This is a genomic window from Actinomyces sp. ZJ308, assembly GCF_011752065.1.
Taxonomy (GTDB): domain Bacteria; phylum Actinomycetota; class Actinomycetes; order Actinomycetales; family Actinomycetaceae; genus Actinomyces.
On record NZ_JAAIJY010000033.1, the window covers coordinates 20,004 to 37,607 of the forward strand.

Here is a 17,604-nt window from a genome sequence, read left to right on the forward strand (position 1 = left end):
TGAGGGGCCGCTCATGGTCGCCACAAGGGGTTTTGTTGATGGCGTCCCAGAGTTCCGCGTTGGGATCAGCCGTCCTGAGATGGTGCTTTGAGGGCCTGTTGGCGTCGAACGAGGAGAATGATGGCAATGATCCAGCAGACGGCGCCAACACCCAGTCCTGCTACGATTGGCCACCTGAACTGGCTGAATGTGATTCCGGGGCCGACAAGGATCGGGGTGGAATCGTCCATGCCGTCGCACGAGATGCGATACTCTCCCGACTCCGGTGCACGGAACTCTAGAACAGAAGCGAAGTCGCCCTCGTTGTTGCTGATATTCGATCCGCTGCTGCGGGAGGTGGAGATTTCCTTGCCTCCTGGTGCGGTGACTGAGCATGTGGTAACGAAGTTGTCCCTGGGTGCGTACACGGTGCGCTCCTCGCCGCTGCTCAACGTGATCTGCTGCCCATTGGCGACGACGTCACCACTGGTGGCGATGTTGGCGGCGACAATGGCGGAGCCGATTCCCGCAATAAGCAGACCCACTAACGGTCCGACGATGAACAGGATGATCGCTGCAATCAGCTTTCCGATGTGCCTGGGGCGGGGGCTCGGGTGCCCGTAGGGAGGTACAGCCTGGTACTGGGGCTGGTACGGCTGCTGATACGGCGGCGTCGACATCAATCCATCTCCTGGGAGTGCTTCAGTTGTCCCCGCAGCGTAACAAGCCGGACCTCCTGTGGCGGGGGCGAAGGTCTCGGCCGGAGACCACCGCTGTGTAACGTGTCGCCATGCGCGCGTACTCAGCTGATGGGAACCTGCCGCCGGGGACAGTCGCTGCGGCGCCAGCCGGCGACGTCGCACAGGCGGACCAGCTGCTGAACGCCGACGCCGCCGACCTGGTGCTGCGGGCCACCCAGTACCTGCGCACCCACTTCCGGGAGCGCCTCACCGTTCGTGACCTCTCGGAGCACCTGGCCTACAGCCCCTCTCACCTCACCCGGGTCTTCACGGCCGTCGTCGGCACCTCGCCCATGGACTACTTGGCCGCCTGGCGTCTTCACGAGGCCAAGCACCTCCTCGTCACTCACCGGCTGGGCGTGGCCGAGGCCTGCCACGAGGTCGGCTACACCTCGGTGGGCACCTTCAGCCGACGCTTCCTGCGCGACGTCGGAATCCCGCCCGGCGCCCTGCGCCGCCTCGCCGACCGGATCTCCGAGCGGACCCTGCCGGCTGCGAGCCTCTTCATGCCATCGCCCAGGAGGCTCCGCATCCGCCTGAGCCTGTCCGGTGACCAGCGCCGCAGCCTCGGGCCGTCGCCGCACCAGTGGATCGGCACCTTCCCCAGGCCCGTTCCCAGCGGGCTGCCGGCTACCGGGACGCTGCGCCGGCACATCGACGAGGTGGAGCTGCCCGTCGTGCCCAGCGCCCCCTGGGTCCTCGTCACCGTCCTGCCCGACGGCGCCAGCGCGCACGAGCACCTGGCGCCGACCCGGCCTCTCGTCGCGCGGCTCCGCGTCCCGTCGTCACCCGTCCCGGGGCCCGTCACGCTGCCGGTTCGCACCGCCCTTCCATGGGATCCCACGGTCCTCGTGGCCCTGGCGGCCATGGTGGTTTGACGGTGGTCTGACGGCGGTTCCCGACGAGCGCCGACCAGGACAGCAGGATCGGAGTCGTCCGCGCCGCTCCTTCCGGTCTAGCGTCGTGAGGCGTCATGACGTCCTTCGACATTCCACCCCACCTGCGAGGAGCCACTGATGACCGACACGACCGCTAACGCCGAGGCTGCCGCCCTCACCGGATTTCCCTGCTGGATCGAGCTGTACACCCCGGACATCGACTCCTCCGCCGCCTTCTACCGGGACCTTCTCGGATGGGAGGTCACCCGCCCCGAGTCCGATGAGGCACTGACCACCGAGGTGCGTCACGGCGGTCGCCTCATCGCCTCCTTCGAGCCCGCCTCCGAGGCCCCGGGCGGGCCCGGCTGGCAGGTCAGCTTCATGGTCGACGACGTCCGCGCCGCGGCCGGCGCCGCAGAGAGGACCGGCGGGAGCGTGGTCCTGCCGCCTACCCCCGTCACCGAGGCCATGGCTTACGCCCTCGTGAGCGATCCCGACGGCAACGTCGTCGGGATCATGGAGGATGAGGAGGCCGAGGGGCCCTACCCTCGCCGGGAGGGGATGCCGGTGTGGTTCGACGTCCTGGCCGGTGACCTGGAGACCTCCGAGCGCTTCTACCGGGAGGCGGCCGGGTGGCCCACCCGTCGGCTGACCATCGCCGATCAGGAGCAGGACTTCTACACGAGCGTCGTCGGCGGCGTCTCGGTCAGCGGTGTCGGGCGGGCCGGCTACTACGAAGGCGTCGAGGCGGCCGCCTCGCGCTGGCGCGTCTACTTCGGGGTCGAGGACGCCGACGCCGCCGCTCAGCGGGTGCGCGAGCTCGGCGGGAGCGTCGTCGCCGAGCCCATCGACATGCCCTTCGCGCGCATGGTGGAGGTCGCCGACCCGCACGGAGCGCGCTTCCTGCTCACCACCTTCTGACCCTCACTCAGCAGCCGGGCGGCGCCGCTGACGGCTCCGCCCGGCTGCGTCCGGAGAGCGAGGGCGCTGGATGCTGTGAAGGTGCGGAAGGAAGCACCCTCATGGCCGGATAGGGCAAGGCTACTCCCGCCTGCTCCGGCCTACTCCGACTCCGCTCCCTCGGCGGGATCGAGCAGCGCCAGGATCCTCTCGGTCTGCCACGGCAGGATCCCGCCCTCACCGAGGACCAGGTCGGCGTCATCGGGGTCCTCGACGACGACGTCGGCCAGCAGCCCCAGCAGGTGCGTCAGCGGCATGCGCCGGCCCTGCAGCAGGTCGAGCAGGTGCGCCAGGACCTGGTTGGTGCTGTGGTCCAGGTTCGCCACCTGGTGCTCGCCCACCCCCACGGCCAGGTCCCACCAGATGAGGCGGCGCTCGGCCAGGTCGATGACGAAGGGGGTCGCGTTGAGCCCGGGCGAGGTCAGGTCGAGGCGCTGCATGACGCTCGAGGCCTCGAAGACCTCACCGCGCTGCGGGTCCCCGTCGCGGGCCATCGCGCCGGCCCAGCACTCGGGCACCTGGTTCAGCCGATGGTGGGAGAAGGAGTGGACCGTCATGACGACGTAGCGCCAGCCTTGCCGCAGCGCCTCGGGCAGCCTGACGTCGATGAACTCGGCCGCTCCCTGCGGAGCGGAGGTGAGGTCCCCGGAGTGCGTGGCCGCCGCCGAGCGCAGGTTGTAGTAGGCGATCTGCTCGGTGCGCGTGAGGTCCTCGGACACGAGGAAGGCCGACAGGTCCAGGTCCACGCGGCTCCCGCGGCCGCCGGCCGCCTCTAAGACCTCCGGAGCCTGCGGAAGATCGCGCCAGTGCAGGAAGAAGCGGATCGTCTCGCCCTCGGGAAGGGGCAGGCGGGTGCCGCGCCCCGCCGTGCGCAGGCCAGGTGAGGCCGAGCGCTGTCCCAGCGGCACCGTGTAGCCCTCGTAGAGGCGTTGGTCGAGGGTGATGCGTCCCAGGTGCGCTCGCCTGCGCAGGGCCTTCTCGACGGCGCCGACCACCGCGGCGTCGGCGGGGCCGGGGTGGCGGGTGCTGGGGATGAGGGTCGTCTTGATGCCCGTTCCCGCCTTGATGGCCACGACCCGCCAGGGCAGGACCTCCGGCCCGGGGGAGGAGAAGTACTCCCACAGGCGCACCAGCACGGGCAGGGAGACCCCGGGGGCGACTCGTGCGAACTCGGCGATCACGCGCTCGCGGGCGGCGTCGTCCTGGCACAGGTGCAGCAGGTGGTTGAGGCGGCGGGCGAAGACCCCGGGGCGGCTCGTCAGCAGACGGACGGCTCCCTCGACGTCGCGGCGGGCGAGCGTCTGCTCCAGGCGGGAGCCGAAGCCCGGCTCGGCGCGCCCGGAGACGACCTGGCCCAGAAGCTCGGCGGCGCGCGGGAAGCGGCGCGTGTAGTCGCCGGCTCGCAGGTGGCGGCCCAGCCGCTTCCAGCGCTCGGCCCGCCGAGCCATCTCCTCCGCGGTGTCCCGGCCGTCCTGGTTCCTCCCGACGGCGTCGAGAAGCCCCAGCAGCCGGCGCCGCTGCGCGCGGGAGAAGGAGGGGAAGCGGCACGGCTCGGCCAGGGAGACGTCACCGGCCGCCATCGCGACCGCCAGGCGAAGCACGTCGGTGACCGTGCGGTAGGAGGCCGAGAAGTCCAGGTCGGGGAAGATGACGGTCAGGACGGCGAGGTTCTCCTTGACCGTGATGCGCGGCGCCCGGGCGGGCCCGTGGCCGCGCAGCACCACCAGGTCCGAGCGGTCCTGGGCGCTGAAGGGGGTCGCCTGGGCGATGAGGTCGGCCACGATCCGCTCCAGGTCCTGCTCCGTGGCCAGTCCCAGCTGGTCGAGGGCGCTGTCATCCCCCGGCAGGGGCTCGCGGGGGCCGGGCCGGTAGTCCGGCAGGATCCGGGCCCCGACGACGTCGCCCAGGTAGTGCAGGGCGGCATTGACCAGCAGCGTGGACTCACGGGCGTCGCGGACCTGGACGGGGAAGTCCGGGTAGAAGGGGCGGTAGTCGGCGGCCGGCGAGCCGGAGGCGAGGCGGGCGGCGGCATTGACCAGCGCCCAGGCCTGCTCGGGGTCGGCCAGTGCCTCCCGGGCCGGGGCGGAGAGCGCGTAGCCCAGGGCTCGCAGAGCGGTCAGGGCGGTCTCGATCCCCGGGTCGAGGACATGGTCCGCCGTGGGGACCTCACTGCGCAGCGAGGTGAAGTACGGCGGCTCCGGCCGGCCTGCGGCCCGCGGCAGGTAGACCGCCCCGAGCCGGCGGATCGTCACCGCGTTGATCCGCTCAACGGTCTTCTGGTCGATCTCCGCGGAGGTCGCGGAGGCGGCCGCCGTCGTCGCAGGGGACTGATCACCTACCACCGGGCCTCCTGACGCATCGCCGTTCGGAGCCTCCACGCCCCGGAACGAGGCCGAGCCTACCGGGGGCGACGCGGTCCTCCTGACTAATCGGCCGAACCGGATCCGCGCCCGGACGCGCGGAGCCCGTGATCCTGGGCGTGATGTGGCCTCCATCATCTAGGCTGACGCCGTGAAGATCCTGCTCCTCGGCTCCGGCGCGCGCGAGCACGCCCTGGCCCGCGCCCTCGCCCGTGACCCGCAGACCACCGAGCTCGTCGTCGCCCCCGGAAACCCCGGGACCGCGGCCATCGCCACGAACCTCAACATCGACCCCTGCGTTCCGCAGGAGGTCGTCGCCCTGGCCACCCAGATGGGGGCCGACCTCGTCGTCGTCGGCCCCGAGGCGCCACTGGTTGCCGGAGTCGCCGACGCCGTGCGCGACGCCGGGATCCCCTGCTTCGGACCCAGCGGAGAGGCCGCCCGCCTGGAGGGCTCCAAGGCCTTCGCCAAGGAGGTCATGGCCGCCGCCGGCGTGCCCACCGCCGAGGCCGCCGTGTGCACCACCGAGGCCGAGCTGACCGCCGCCCTGGACCGCTTCGGCAGCCCCTACGTCGTCAAGGAGGACGGCCTGGCCGCGGGCAAGGGCGTCGTCGTCACCGACGAGCGCCCCGTCGCCCTGGCGCACGGCCGCGCCTGCCTGACCCGCGGCGGCGGCCGCGTCGTCGTCGAGGACTACCTCGACGGGCCCGAGGCCTCCCTGTTCTGCGTGTGCGACGGCGCCACCGTCCGCCCTCTGGCACCGGCCCAGGACTTCAAGCGGCTCCTCAACGACGACGCCGGCCCCAACACCGGAGGCATGGGCGCCTACTCGCCCCTGCCCTGGGCACCGGACGACCTGGCCGAGCAGGTGGTGCGCGAGGTCGCCCAACCCGTCGTCGACGAGATGGCCCGCCGCGGCACGAGCTTCATCGGCCTGCTCTACTGCGGCCTGGCCCTGACCAGCCGCGGACTGCGCGTCGTCGAGTTCAACGTGCGCTTCGGCGACCCCGAGACCCAGGCCGTCCTGGCCCGCCTGACCTCCTCCCTGCCCGAGCTGCTCCAGGCCGCGGCCGCCGGCCGCCTCGCCGAGGTCCCCGAGCCCACCTGGTCCGAGCAGTGCGCCGTCGACGTCGTCATCGCCGCCCCCGGCTACCCCGGTACCGTGACGACCGGCGGCGCCATCAGCGGGATCGAGGCCGCCGAGGAGCTCGACGACGTCCACGTCCTGCACGCCGGCACCGGCACCACCGAGCGCGACGAGCTGGTGGCCACCGGTGGGCGCGTCCTGTCCGTCGTCGCCCTGGGGCCCACCGTGGAGGAGGCACGGGTGCGCGCCTATGAGGCCGTTGAGCGCATCGGCCTCGAGGGCGCCCAGTACCGCACCGACATCGCCCGTGCGGCCGGTGCCCGCGGAGCAGACGGCGCAGACGGCGCCGGAAGCACCGAGTAGCCCCTTCGCAGTGCCGCGACCGCGCCCGACGGCTCGCGGGCTGCTCCGGAAACGCGGAATCCGGGCCGTCGGGCACGGGTGCGAGGGTCGGGGCGCCCGATCGCCCGCACTTCTTCCGAGACCAAGCACACACTCGGTGTTCTTTCCCGAGGGTGGCTCGTCGCGCCGCCGGTGACTGCGCCCGGCGCGCACCGGCTCCGGTGTTGACCCACGTCAGCATCCTGTCCGTCGCCCCGAGGTCTCCCGGCCGCCCGATCCGTCACCTTCCCGCCGGTCGGATTTGCTCCGGTCCGCGCCCGCTCGCACCTTCATGTCGACCCGGATGAATTGGCGTGATGCCGCGGTACGCGAACGGGACAAGAGTGGCGACTCACGCAGGCGACGCCGCCGCTCGGAACCGGACACGGGCCGCCCGCCGATGGCAGGATGGGGGTATGACTCAGTCCGCGAGCTCCGCCTCCGTCAGCCTCGGAGCCTCAGCACCCGCCTCCCGCGCCCCGGTCATTCCAGGCTGGGAGCACCGCTCCAGCGGCAAGGTCCGGGACGTCTACACCCCCGCCGCCGACGGCCCCCGGGGCGGGCAGGACGTGCTCCTCGTGGTCGCCTCGGACCGCATCAGCGCCTACGACCACATCCTCGCCACCCCGATCCCGGACAAGGGACGGGTCCTCACCGCCCTGAGCGCCTGGTGGTTCGAGCAGCTCGCCGACATCGTCCCGCACCACCTCGTCTCCCTCGACGTCCCCGCCCAGGTCACCGGGCGCGCCATGATCTGCCGGCGCCTGGAGATGTACCCGGTGGAGTGCGTGGCCCGCGGCTACCTCACCGGCTCCGGCCTGACCGAGTACCGCGAGAGCCGGTCCGTGTGCGGCGTGCCGCTGCCCGAGGGCCTGACCGAGGCCTCCCGCCTGCCCGAGCCGATCTTCACCCCGGCCGCCAAGGCCGAGCTCGGCGAGCACGACGAGAACGTCAGCTTCGAGCGCGTCGTCCAGACGGTGGGGGAGACGGCCGCCACCGCCCTGCGGGAGACGACCCTGGCCCTCTACAACCGAGCCGCCGAGATCGCCCGCGAGCGCGGCATCATCCTGGCCGACACCAAGTTCGAGCTCGGCACCGACGCCGACGGCGGCCTCGTCCTGGGCGACGAGGTCCTCACCCCCGACTCCTCCCGCTTCTGGCCGGCCGACGCCTGGGTGCCCGGCCGGGTCACCCCCTCCTTCGACAAGCAGTACGTGCGCGACTGGCTCACCTCCCCGGCCTCCGGCTGGGACCGCGGAGGGGACCAGGAGCCCCCGGCCCTGCCCGACGACGTCGTCGAGCGGACCCGGACCCGCTACCTCGAGGCCTACGAGCGGCTGACCGGCCGTCCCCTGGAGCTGTCATGACCACGACCTCACCTTCGACCGACGTCCCCGATACGAGCGCCGCCCGCGCCTTCAAACCGGGCCCCGGGTTCTACGTCCTCGTCTGCCTGATCGTCCTGACCGTTGTCCTGGCGCTGTCGGCGGCCATCACCTCCGCTCTGGGGGTCACCGGCCCCTCCCGCGTCCTGGGCGGTACCGCCCTCATCCTCGTGGGACTGGGCATGCTCGCGTCCCTGCGGGTCTCCGCCCGCTCCCTGGTGGTCAACGCCCCCCGTCTGCGCCTGGAGCGCAACCGGGTCCGTGCCGCCCAGGTCCGCCAGCAGGCCGAGTCCTCCAAGTCCTCCAAGAAGGCTGCCGGTGCCTCGGGCGGTAAGAGCGCCAAGGGCACGTCGGGCAAGGGCTCGCAGTCCTCGCAGCGCGGCTCGGGGTCCGACGCCGCCGCAGCGCCCCAGCCCGCGGGCGAGCTGGCGACGCTCACCGTGCCGGGAACCAGGGTGCTGGTCCCCGAGTCGACCGGCCGGCGCGAGCTGACCACCCTCGACGTCGTCTCCGGCCCGGTGACCACCGCGCTGGCCGCGACATCCTTGGGACGCGCGGCCGACGAGCGCCTGGCCGGGACCTCGACCGGCGAGACCCTCATCCGTGTCGGCCAGCTCCTCCTCGGGGCCACCGGCTTCGTGCTCGTGGCCCTGGGGCTCGCCTCCATCCTGGGACAGGTGATCTCATGACTCCCCGTGAACGACGTCCCGACAACGAGCAGGGTCCTGTCAACTGGGGCATCGTGCCCAAGAGGACCCCGCGTCCGAGGAGCGCGACCGGCAGACCCGGTGGCGGCGGGCTGCTGGAGGTCGTCCGCCCCGGCAACAACCCGGCCTCCGCAGCCTCAACGGGTTCCGGCGCCTCCGCCGCATCCGCCCCGGGCTCGGCCGACGGCGTCCCCGGCCCCCGCCAGGCGGGCGGCGCGGCGGTCATGACGGAGGAGGACATGCGCTCGGCCGCGGCTCAGGCCATCGCCTCGGGAACCGCCGACGCCGTCGACGCCGCCATCGCGATCGACCTGGCCGACGCCTCCGGTGACGGCCCCGGCGGCTGGGCCGACTCCGCCCTGTCCGCAGGCTCTCCCGCCTCCCCGGTCTCCCTGAGCGCCGTCCGTGGTGGTGGGCGCGGGCTCGGCGCTGCGACGAGCACCCCGGAGAACGGGTCGGAGACCGACCATGGGGACGTGGACGACGCCGGGGACGGCGCCACGAACGGTGCAGCGGGTGACACCGCGGCCGCCGCTGTGGATGAGGCGGACAACGACGCCCCCGGGCCCGGCGCGGCGACGAGCGATGGCGCTGATGACACTGATGACGCTGTCGACGGCGTCGAGGAGCGCGATGAGCCCGCCCCCGCGGGCGCCCCGGCCTCGCCCGCGGGCAACAGCTCTGCCAGCGCCAACAGCGCCGCAGCCGCTGCCGCCGTCCAGCAGGAGCGGGCTGCCACCGGCGTCGGCGGTGAGAACCGCTCTCCGCGACCCGTCGTGCGCCCCACCGCCGTCGACGGGCCGGGCGGCGCGCCCCAGGCGGGCGCCACGACCACTCGCGTCTTCACCATCTCCCAGGGCAGGCCCACCGCCGTGCCCAGCGCCGCCTCCGGTGCCGGCAGCGCCTCCGGGGCCGAGGCGCCCCCGCCTGCGCCGGCCGCACCCGCTCCCAGCGCCGGAGCGCCGTCCTCCGGCGGCTACGGGCACCAGGCCCGGCCCGCCGCCTCAGGCGCAACCGCCAGGGCGGTTTCTCAGGACGCTCCTCACGCCCCCGTCAACACGGCCGGCAGTACCACCGGTAACCCGACGCCCGCCGGCGAGCCCGAGGAGGACGCCGGCATGCTGGCCGAGTCCAGCGCCTGGGAGGCGGCCACCAACGCCCTCGACACCGAGGAGATCAGGGCTCAGGGCGGCGGCACCGACTGGGGCGTGGGGCGGGGACCCGCCAAGGGGCGCGGCCCCCGCCGCCCCTCCTCGGGCACCGACTGGGGCGTGGGGCGCGGCCCCGCCAAGAGCTCCGGCACTCGAACCCGCTCTCCCTGGCCGGCAGCGGTACGCAGGCAGCGCCTGGCCGGCGTGGCCTTCGCCCTGCTCGGACTGGTCCTGGCCACCGTCTCGGCCATGAACCTGGCCCGCAACGCCGAGGCCGGCCACCTGTGGATCCCGCCGTGGCTCGTCGCCGTCCTCGGCGGGGCCGGGCTGGTGGCCGCCGCCGGCTACCTGGCCTGGGCCGGAGGCACCCCCCTGCGCCGCGAGGCCGAGCGCTGGAAGCCCGGCGTGCTCGACGCCGCCGCGGGCCTGACCACCGGGACCGTCAAGGTCAACGACCCCGCCCGGCTGGTGGCCCGCGCTCGCGGACCGCTTCTGCTGGGCACCTCCGAGCGCGGCGACGAGACCGCCCCCACCGTGGACTCCGGCCCCAAGCCGGTCATGGGAACCTCCACCGTCGACCAGTCGACCCGTGCGCCGGCGGGAGTGGCCGGAGCGGTGGGCGGCTTCATGCTCGCCAGCGCCGTGGTCTGCGCCGTCGTCGCCCTCATCCTGGGGCCCAGCTGGCTCATCGCCACCGCCGCCCTGACCCTGGGCGGGATCGTCGCGATCCGCCTGGCCGGGGAGTGGCTCGGGCAGGTGTGAGTCCGCCGGAGACCCGTTGGCCCCGGGCCGAGAGAGTCAGTCCCGGGAAGATCAGTCCCGGCCGGCCCCGGCTCGCGCGCTGTCCGGCCGGGCGAATGCTCCCGGCCAAGTCCGGGTAGGCTTGGCTGCGCACTCATCCCGCCTTATCTGAGGAGCCCCCATGGGACGCATCGTCGTCGAGGTCATGCCCAAGCCCGAGATCCTTGACCCCCAGGGCAAGGCCGTCGTCGGGAGCCTTCCCCGCCTCGGGTTCGACCAGTTCACCGGCGTGCGTCAGGGACGGCGCTTCGAGCTGACCGTGGACGGCCCCGTCACCGAGGAGCACCTGGCCGCCGCCCGCGAGGCCGCCGACACCCTCCTGTCCAACCCGATCATCGAGGACGTCGTCTCCGTGGCCGCCGACGAGGAGGCCTGAGCCGTGAGTGAGTCCCCCAGTACCTCTCCCACTGCCCGCATCGGCGTCATCACCTTCCCCGGCACTCTCGACGACGTCGACGCCGTTCGGGCCGTTCGCCTGGCCGGGGCCGAGCCGGTGAGCCTGTGGCACAAGGACGCCGACCTGCGCGGGGTCGACGCCGTCGTCGTGCCCGGAGGCTTCTCCTACGGCGACTACCTGCGCTGCGGCGCCATCGCCCGCTTCGCCCCCGTCATGGAGGAGGTCCTGGCCGCAGCCGGACGCGGCATGCCGGTGCTCGGCATCTGCAACGGCTTCCAGATCCTCGCCGAGGCCCACCTCCTGCCCGGCGCGCTGCTGCGCAACGCCAACCAGCGCTTCATCTGCGTCGAGCAGCGCCTGCGTGTGGAGAACGCCGAGACGGCCTGGACCAACCGGTTCGCGGACGGGGAGGAGATCGTCGTCCCCATGAAGAACGGGGAGGGCAACTTCATCGCCTCGCCCGAGGATCTCGACCGCCTTGAGGGCGAGGGCCTCGTCGTCTTCCGATACGTGGGCAACCCCAACGGCTCGGCCCGGGACATCGCCGGCGTGCGCAACGAGCGCGGCAACGTCGTCGGCCTCATGCCCCACCCCGAGCACGCCGTCGAGCCCGGCTTCGGCCCCGGCTCGCAGGCCGGCCCGCGGACCGGCACTGACGGACTGGGGATCTTCCGCTCCGCCATCGACTCGCTTCTGGCCGTCTGACGGCGCCGGCGCCTGACGAGCGTCAGGCGTAAGGAGCAGGACGCCCCACCCCTCCGAGTTATCCACAGATCCGCGTCGGGCCTGTGTAGAACTGTGGAGAGGGTGGGGCTGCTCCTCGTCCGGAGATCCTCGAAGCGGTCACGCTCGAGTTGCACGATGGTGAAGAGTGTGCTGTCGGCGCCGCCGGGCTCATCGGCCTTGAAAGTCCCGGAACAGGGCCTGACTTATCGGACGGTTTCCCTGTCTTTTCAGGCAAAACCCTGTCTATAGCGATGATGCCTCAAGGTCCGCGACCGGCGTTGTGGGAAGTCTCCAGCGACACCGCTCATCGGGGGTGAAGGTCTCGAATGGAGGTTGTGCACAGGAGGAGCGGCGACATCCCAAGAACCCACACACCCCTGCACAAGCCTGTGGACACTGCCTGTGGATAACTTCGCTCACGGTGTGAGGAAGTCCTCTGAGACGGCTCCCTCCTACAGGGCTGTTGGTAGTCCGTGGAGGGGTGTCATGATCTCTGAGTCCCTCTCTTGCTCCTCGATTCCCTGCCGGTGATGACACGGTTGTGGCTCATGGCGGCGTCGACCCAGAAGGTGAGGTGCTCGTCGTCGGCGATGGTCTCGGGGGCGACGGTGATCCAGCCGGGTCCCATGTCTCGCCCGGCCCCCATCTGAGCCTGCTCGGCGCCAGGCTCGGCCAGGAGTGCCTCATGGTGTTCGGCGTCGGTGCGCACCAGGAGGTCGCCGCTCTTCCCGATGCTGACGATCATCTTGTCGTTGACCATGATCGCGCGGCCTCCGAACATGGAGACCTCGCGCACGTCCGGTTCATCAGCCACAAGGTCGCGGACGCGTTGAACGAGACAGCGCTGCTCGGGCGTCATTGCTGCCATGGCTTCGCCTCCCATCGGCGATCAGTCGGTCAGGGGTTGCCAGTGGTCCGGCCCGGCGTCCCCTCCCGCGCCGGCAACCTTGAGTCGGGGCATGAAGTGGACCCAGCCGTGCGCGTGCCCACGCACCTCGGTCTCCGGCAGGTCGACGTGGCGCAGATCGACACGCGTGCCGCCAGTGATCGGGGTCAGGAGGAGCTCGACCCTGGACGCACCGGCAGGCAGGTCGTCACTGCCGGCGAACCCCCACGAGACCACCACGCGCGTGAACGGCTCGACCACGAGGTACTCACCCCGCACCGGGTAACCGGCGATGTCGACCGCGAACCGGCCGCCCGGCCTCGGGTCAAGATCGGCGTACTGTCCCATCCAAGCCGTCATGCCCTCGTTGGTGGTGAGGTAGTCGAACACCGCCCGCGGAGGCGCCGCGATCTCGATGGAGTCCTGGAACTCAGCCATGCTGCTCGTCCTCCCGCTGCTCGACGGCGGTCTTGAGGGCCGCCAGCCTTCCGGGCCAGAAGTCGTCGAGATAGGAGCGCACCGCCGCGAGCCCATCCGTGTTGAGGGCGTACAGGCGACGCGTGCGATCGGTGCTGACGGTTGCCAGGCCGGCTTTCTCGAGGGTCCGCAGGTGGTGCGAGGTGGTCTGCTGCGACAGTCCGACCGCCTGGGCGACGGCCCCGACGGGCTGGGGACCCGAACGGATCACCCGCAGGATCGCCCGACGGTTCCCGTCAGCCAGTGCCCGTAGCGTCACATCAACATCAATGGTCTCCGCGGCTCCCACACCTGCCTCCTTGGGTCGACGTCGCCACCCTAACACAAATATATGTTTGTACTCATATATCTTTGTATATGTTTGGGGGCGGCCGACCAGGAGTAGAGGGCGCGCGGCAGAGGCTCTGGGCCTGCCCGGGGCGGATGGGCCCTCGCAACAGGCCCTAGCCGACCAGGTCCGCCACGATCTGCAGCAGGTCCTGCAGGTGACGGTTGGACAGGAACTCCCGACGCACGGACTCGTGGGCGGCCAGCCCCATCTCCTGGGCCCGTTCGGGGAAGAGCAGCAGGTCGCGCACGGCCTCGGCCCAGGCGACGCCGTCGGTCGGGTCGACCAGGACGCCGTCGACGCCGTCGTCGATCTGGTCGCGGATACCGCCCACCGCGGAGGCCACCACCGGGGCCTTCTTCCACATCGCCTCGGCCACGGTCAATCCGAAGGCCTCGATGAGGGAGCGCTGGGTGACCACCGAGCTGACTCGCTGGACGGCGTTGACGACGGTGGCGTTGACCTCCCGATCCTCCATGCTCACCGCGGCCACGTGGATCCGCGAGGCGACCGAGTCCGGCAGCACCGAGCAGCGCTCGATGATCTGGGTGAGGGTGGCCTGCGACTCGGGCCCGTCGGGGGTGGGGCCGACCAGCAGCAGGTGGGCGTCCTCGGGCAGGACGGCGATGTTGTCGGCGAAGGCCTCCACCAGCTCCAGGCCGCCCTTGAGACGGTCCCACCGGTTGACCTGGGTGATGACGCGGGCCCCCAGCGGCACCGGTCCGCCGGCCAGGACCGGGTCGTGGGCCAGGCCGCGGAAGGCGTCGGCGCGCCCGTCGTGACGCATGAAGGGCACGGCCTCGAAGGGCGGCTCTCCGGCGAAGATCCCGGACAGTCGCGCCACCGACCAGGCCTCGTCCAGGTCCAGGACCCGGTTCTTGGGGGAGTCGGCGTCGATCGAGGGGGCCAGGACCGCGCAGCGCTCGGCCTCGATGTAGGGCGGGCGGTACTCGGGCCGGGAGACGACGACGAGGTCGACGTCCTCCAGGTAGCGGTCCAGGAAGGCCCAGGCGTAGTCGGCGGCCTCACCGGCTCCCTCGGCGCCTGCGTGGCAGCGCCAGATGACCGTGGCGCCCACGGCCTTGAGAGCCTTGGCCAGGCCCGCCGTGGGCGGGTCGTGGAGGATGACGACGTCGTCGGGCCGGACCTCGTCAACGATGTTCTCCGCGTTGGAGGACAGGACGTGCTCGTAGATGTCGCGCTGCTTGTCCCCGAGCTTGCCGCCGTCGCCGCGGTCGCCGTGGATGCCGGCGTGCAGGCGGGCCGCGATCTGGGTGAACTCCTCGGGGGCGTCCAGGCTCAGCCAGCGCACGTCGAGGCCGGCTCCCAGGGAGTAGCCCACGAGGGGGGCGACTGTCTCCGCCGGTCCCGAGCCGGCGGCGGCCGACGGCGTCACCGTCCACACGGTGCGCCCCTCCAGCAGGGCCTCGGCGCCCGTCAGGCTCGTTTGCAGCCGTCTGACGGCCACCTCGTCCAGGTGGCTCTCCAGGTGCGACAGGGGCAGCGGGGCGACGTCGATGTCTCTCATGCCCCGATCTTCCCCCGAAATCGTGTGAGTCGCAGCACTTTGAGCGCGGGCGTGGCGTCTCGTTGCCGTTTCGCCATATTTCTCGGCTGGATTCCAAGCCGCTCGGCCGGGACACGGTCGGGACTCGGCCGGGATGCGGACCGGAGCGGTGGCGGCGTCGGGAGTAGCGGCCGGGGCGGGCGCTGCTGATGTGGGCCGCCGTGGGGCGCGGGTAGTCTTGGTCCGGCCGCACTCCCTCTTCGACCAGGAGCACCCATGGCGCCCGAGCCCGCGATCCCAGCCCACCACCCCGACACCGTTGCCGACGCCGCCGCGAGCCCCGAGCGGGAGATGCCCTGGAAGGAGCTGGGGCTCAAGGCCGACGAGTACGAGTCCATCCGCGAGCTGCTGGGGCGGCGCCCCACGAACGCCGAGCTGGCCATGTACTCGGTCATGTGGTCCGAGCACTGCTCCTACAAGTCCTCCAAGGTCCACCTGCGTCAGTTCGGCGCCAAGACCACCCCCGAGATGCGCGAGCACCTCCTGGTCGGCATGGGCGAGAACGCCGGCGTCGTCGACATCGGTGACGGCTGGGCGGTGACCTACAAGGTCGAGTCCCACAACCACCCCAGTTACGTCGAGCCCTACCAGGGGGCCGCCACCGGTGTGGGCGGCATCGTGCGGGACATCATCTCCATGGGGGCGCGGCCCGTGGCCGTCATGGACCAGCTGCGCTTCGGCGCCGTCGACCACCCCGACACCGCGCGCGTCGTCCACGGCGTCGTGGCCGGCGTGGGCACCTACGGCAACTCCCTGGGCCTGCCCAACATCGGCGGCGAGACCGAGTTCGACTCCTCCTACCAGGAGAACCCGCTGGTCAACGCCCTGTGCGTGGGCGTGCTGCGCCACGAGGACATCCACCTGGCCAACGCCACGGGCGCCGGCAACAAGGTCGTGCTCTTCGGGGCGCGCACCGGCGGCGACGGCATCGGCGGGGCCTCCATCCTGGCCTCGGAGTCCTTCGAGGACGGCATGCCCGCCAAGCGCCCCAGCGTCCAGGTGGGCGACCCCTTCATGGAGAAGGTCCTCATCGAGTGCTGCCTGGACCTGTTCAGGGCCGGGCTGGTCCTGGGCATCCAGGACCTGGGCGCCGCCGGAATCTCCTGCGCCACCAGTGAGCTGGCCTCCAACGGCGACGGCGGCATGCACGTCGACCTGGAGAAGGTGCTGCTGCGCGACCCCACCCTGACCGCCGGCGAGATCCTCATGAGCGAGTCCCAGGAGCGCATGATGGCCGTCGTCGCGCCGGACAAGCTCGAGGAGTTCATGGCCGTCATCGACAAGTGGGACGTCGAGGCCGCCGTCATCGGCGAGGTCAACGGCTCGGGCCGCCTGACCATCGACCACTTCGGGGAGCGGATCGTCGACGTCGACCCGCGCACCGTGGCCCACGAGGGCCCCACCTACGAGCGCCCCTACGCCCGTCCCAGCTGGCAGGACGAGCTCAACGCCGACACCACCGAGCGCCTGGCCCGGCCCGAGAATGCCGAGGAACTCGCCGAGCAGGTGCGCGCCGTCGTCGTGAGCCCCAACCAGGCCTCGACCGCCTGGGTGACCAACCAGTACGACCGGTTCGTGCGCGGCGACACCGCCCTGTGCCAGCCCGACGACGCCGGCGTCATCCGCGTCGACGAGGCCACCGGCCGCGGCGTGGCCATCGCCACCGACGCCAACGGCCGCTTCACCAAGCTCGACCCCGCCACCGGCGCCGCCCAGGCCCTGGCCGAGTCCTACCGCAACGTGTGCACCGTGGGCGCCCGGCCCCTGGCCGTCACCGACTGCCTCAACTTCGGCTCCCCGGAGGACCCCGACGCCATGTGGCAGCTCGTCGAGGCCATCACCGGCCTGGCCGACGCCTGCGCCGTCATGGGCGTGCCGGTCACCGGCGGCAACGTCTCCCTCTACAACTCCCACGGCAAGGTCAAGGGGCGGATCGACTCCTCGATCAACCCCACGCCCGTCGTCGGCGTCCTGGGCGTCATGGACGACGTGCGCCGGGCCAACCCCTCGGGCTGGCACGAGGAGGGCCTGGCCATCATGGTGCTGGGCACCACCGCTGACGAGCTCGACGGCTCGGCCTGGTCCCGCGTGGTCCACGATCACCTCGGCGGGCGGCCCCCGCGCGTGGACCTCGAGGCGGAGATGGCCCTCGGCCGAGTCCTGCTGGCCCTGAGCGAGGCGGAGGGACCCGACGGCGAGCCGCTGGTGCGCGCCGCCCACGACTGCTCCGCCGGCGGCCTCATCCAGACCCTCGTGGACTCCTGCCTGCGCTGCGGCGTCGGCGCGAGCGTGGACCTGACCGCGATCCAGGAGGAGGGCGTGGACGACTTCACCGCCCTGTTCTCCGAGTCCGGTGCCCGCGCGATCGTCGCCGTGCGAGAGGAGCTCGTGCCCGCCGTGACCGCGGCCGCCGAGGCCGAGGACGTCGCCGTGGCCCGCCTGGGGACCACCGGTGGCGACCTGCTGGTCGTGGCCGGCAGCGACCTGCTCTCCGACGGCGGCGCCGGCCGGCCCCTCGTCCTGGACCTGGCCGAGCTCGGAGCCGACGTCGACGGCGTCCTGCCGGCCCTGTTCTGAACCTTCTGCGCCGAGCCGGGCATTTTTCGCGTAGCCCTACCGTTTTTCTGTCCGGCTACGCGAAAAATGCCCGGCTCGACGATTGGGTCGCTAGATGAGTAAGTCCAAGGGGTGTGGGTCGGCGTGGGTGCTGGGCAATGGGGTGAGGGCCTCGCAGGATCGGTGGTGTTACACCAGATCTCACCGCTCCTGCTGGGAAGGACGGCTTGCTCATGGA

General features: G+C 71.9%; 15 protein-coding genes. 9 read left to right on the forward strand and 6 right to left on the reverse strand.

Going from position 1 to position 17,604, the window contains the following annotated elements:
* Positions 1 to 65: 65 nt before the first annotated feature.
* Positions 66 to 659, reverse strand: coding sequence for a hypothetical protein (locus HCR68_RS12035; RefSeq protein WP_167149808.1), 594 nt, complete (start codon positions 657 to 659; stop codon positions 66 to 68).
* 110 nt (positions 660 to 769) lie between these two features.
* On the opposite strand from HCR68_RS12035, the gene HCR68_RS12040 reads away from it, so the two are divergent.
* Positions 770 to 1,597, forward strand: a complete 828-nt coding sequence (locus HCR68_RS12040; RefSeq protein WP_167149810.1) for an AraC family transcriptional regulator — start codon at positions 770 to 772, stop codon at positions 1,595 to 1,597.
* 138 nt (positions 1,598 to 1,735) lie between these two features.
* Entirely contained in the window at positions 1,736 to 2,518 is a 783-nt protein-coding gene (locus tag HCR68_RS12045) for a VOC family protein (RefSeq protein ID WP_167149812.1), read from the forward strand.
* Between the two features lie 140 nt (positions 2,519 to 2,658).
* Here the strand turns inward: HCR68_RS12045 and HCR68_RS12050 are convergent, their stop codons facing one another.
* Positions 2,659 to 4,899, reverse strand: a complete 2,241-nt coding sequence (locus HCR68_RS12050) for a TerD family protein (protein ID WP_167149814.1) — start codon at positions 4,897 to 4,899, stop codon at positions 2,659 to 2,661.
* A 169-nt stretch (positions 4,900 to 5,068) separates the two neighbouring features.
* On the opposite strand from HCR68_RS12050, the gene purD reads away from it, so the two are divergent.
* The 6 genes from purD (at position 5,069) to purQ (ending at position 11,531) form a co-directional block, all read left to right on the forward strand.
* Positions 5,069 to 6,367, forward strand: coding sequence for a phosphoribosylamine--glycine ligase (gene purD, locus HCR68_RS12055; RefSeq protein WP_167149816.1), 1,299 nt, complete (start codon positions 5,069 to 5,071; stop codon positions 6,365 to 6,367).
* A 434-nt stretch (positions 6,368 to 6,801) separates the two neighbouring features.
* Positions 6,802 to 7,752, forward strand: a complete 951-nt coding sequence (locus tag HCR68_RS12060) for a phosphoribosylaminoimidazolesuccinocarboxamide synthase (protein ID WP_167149818.1) — start codon at positions 6,802 to 6,804, stop codon at positions 7,750 to 7,752.
* Positions 7,749 to 8,459, forward strand: coding sequence for a hypothetical protein (locus tag HCR68_RS12065; RefSeq protein WP_167149820.1), 711 nt, complete (start codon positions 7,749 to 7,751; stop codon positions 8,457 to 8,459). The genes HCR68_RS12060 and HCR68_RS12065 overlap by 4 nt, the downstream gene beginning before the upstream one ends.
* Complete coding sequence (locus HCR68_RS12070; protein WP_167149822.1) at positions 8,456 to 10,390, forward strand: hypothetical protein; 1,935 nt, start codon at positions 8,456 to 8,458, stop codon at positions 10,388 to 10,390. Before HCR68_RS12065 ends, HCR68_RS12070 begins: the two co-directional genes overlap by 4 nt.
* A 160-nt stretch (positions 10,391 to 10,550) precedes the next feature.
* Positions 10,551 to 10,805, forward strand: a complete 255-nt coding sequence (gene purS / locus HCR68_RS12075) for a phosphoribosylformylglycinamidine synthase subunit PurS (protein WP_009393717.1) — start codon at positions 10,551 to 10,553, stop codon at positions 10,803 to 10,805.
* A gap of 3 nt (positions 10,806 to 10,808) precedes the next feature.
* Entirely contained in the window at positions 10,809 to 11,531 is a 723-nt protein-coding gene (purQ, locus tag HCR68_RS12080) for a phosphoribosylformylglycinamidine synthase subunit PurQ (RefSeq protein WP_167149824.1), read from the forward strand.
* Positions 11,532 to 12,036: 505 nt separating this feature from the next.
* Here purQ and HCR68_RS12085 read toward each other — a convergent pair.
* The 4 genes from HCR68_RS12085 to HCR68_RS12100 form a co-directional block, all read right to left on the reverse strand.
* Complete coding sequence (locus tag HCR68_RS12085; protein ID WP_167149826.1) at positions 12,037 to 12,420, reverse strand: TfoX/Sxy family protein; 384 nt, start codon at positions 12,418 to 12,420, stop codon at positions 12,037 to 12,039.
* A gap of 21 nt (positions 12,421 to 12,441) precedes the next feature.
* Positions 12,442 to 12,876 (reverse strand): SRPBCC domain-containing protein, encoded by a 435-nt coding sequence (locus tag HCR68_RS12090; protein ID WP_167149828.1) that lies wholly within the window; start codon positions 12,874 to 12,876, stop codon positions 12,442 to 12,444.
* On the reverse strand, positions 12,869 to 13,204 hold the full coding sequence (locus HCR68_RS12095) for a metalloregulator ArsR/SmtB family transcription factor (RefSeq protein ID WP_167149830.1): 336 nt from the start codon (positions 13,202 to 13,204) through the stop codon (positions 12,869 to 12,871). Before HCR68_RS12095 ends, HCR68_RS12090 begins: the two co-directional genes overlap by 8 nt.
* Before the next feature lie 154 nt (positions 13,205 to 13,358).
* The gene (locus HCR68_RS12100) at positions 13,359 to 14,771 is read right to left on the reverse strand and encodes a glycosyltransferase (RefSeq protein WP_167149832.1); all 1,413 of its coding nucleotides are present in this window, start codon (positions 14,769 to 14,771) and stop codon (positions 13,359 to 13,361) included.
* A 255-nt stretch (positions 14,772 to 15,026) separates the two neighbouring features.
* Here HCR68_RS12100 and purL point away from each other — a divergent pair, with 255 nt between their 5' ends.
* Complete coding sequence (gene purL, locus HCR68_RS12105) at positions 15,027 to 17,387, forward strand: phosphoribosylformylglycinamidine synthase subunit PurL (RefSeq protein WP_167149834.1); 2,361 nt, start codon at positions 15,027 to 15,029, stop codon at positions 17,385 to 17,387.
* The last annotated feature ends 217 nt before the right edge of the window (positions 17,388 to 17,604 follow it).

Coding starts and splice junctions, on each gene's coding strand:
- HCR68_RS12035 (WP_167149808.1), bottom strand. CDS start 659: ATGTCGACGCCGCCGTATCAGCAGCCGTACCAGCCCCAGTACCAGGCT.
- HCR68_RS12040 (WP_167149810.1), top strand. CDS start 770: ATGCGCGCGTACTCAGCTGATGGGAACCTGCCGCCGGGGACAGTCGCT.
- HCR68_RS12045 (WP_167149812.1), top strand. CDS start 1,736: ATGACCGACACGACCGCTAACGCCGAGGCTGCCGCCCTCACCGGATTT.
- HCR68_RS12060 (WP_167149818.1), top strand. CDS start 6,802: ATGACTCAGTCCGCGAGCTCCGCCTCCGTCAGCCTCGGAGCCTCAGCA.
- HCR68_RS12065 (WP_167149820.1), top strand. CDS start 7,749: ATGACCACGACCTCACCTTCGACCGACGTCCCCGATACGAGCGCCGCC.
- HCR68_RS12070 (WP_167149822.1), top strand. CDS start 8,456: ATGACTCCCCGTGAACGACGTCCCGACAACGAGCAGGGTCCTGTCAAC.
- purS (WP_009393717.1), top strand. CDS start 10,551: ATGGGACGCATCGTCGTCGAGGTCATGCCCAAGCCCGAGATCCTTGAC.
- HCR68_RS12085 (WP_167149826.1), bottom strand. CDS start 12,420: ATGGCAGCAATGACGCCCGAGCAGCGCTGTCTCGTTCAACGCGTCCGC.
- HCR68_RS12090 (WP_167149828.1), bottom strand. CDS start 12,876: ATGGCTGAGTTCCAGGACTCCATCGAGATCGCGGCGCCTCCGCGGGCG.
- HCR68_RS12100 (WP_167149832.1), bottom strand. CDS start 14,771: ATGAGAGACATCGACGTCGCCCCGCTGCCCCTGTCGCACCTGGAGAGC.
- purL (WP_167149834.1), top strand. CDS start 15,027: ATGGCGCCCGAGCCCGCGATCCCAGCCCACCACCCCGACACCGTTGCC.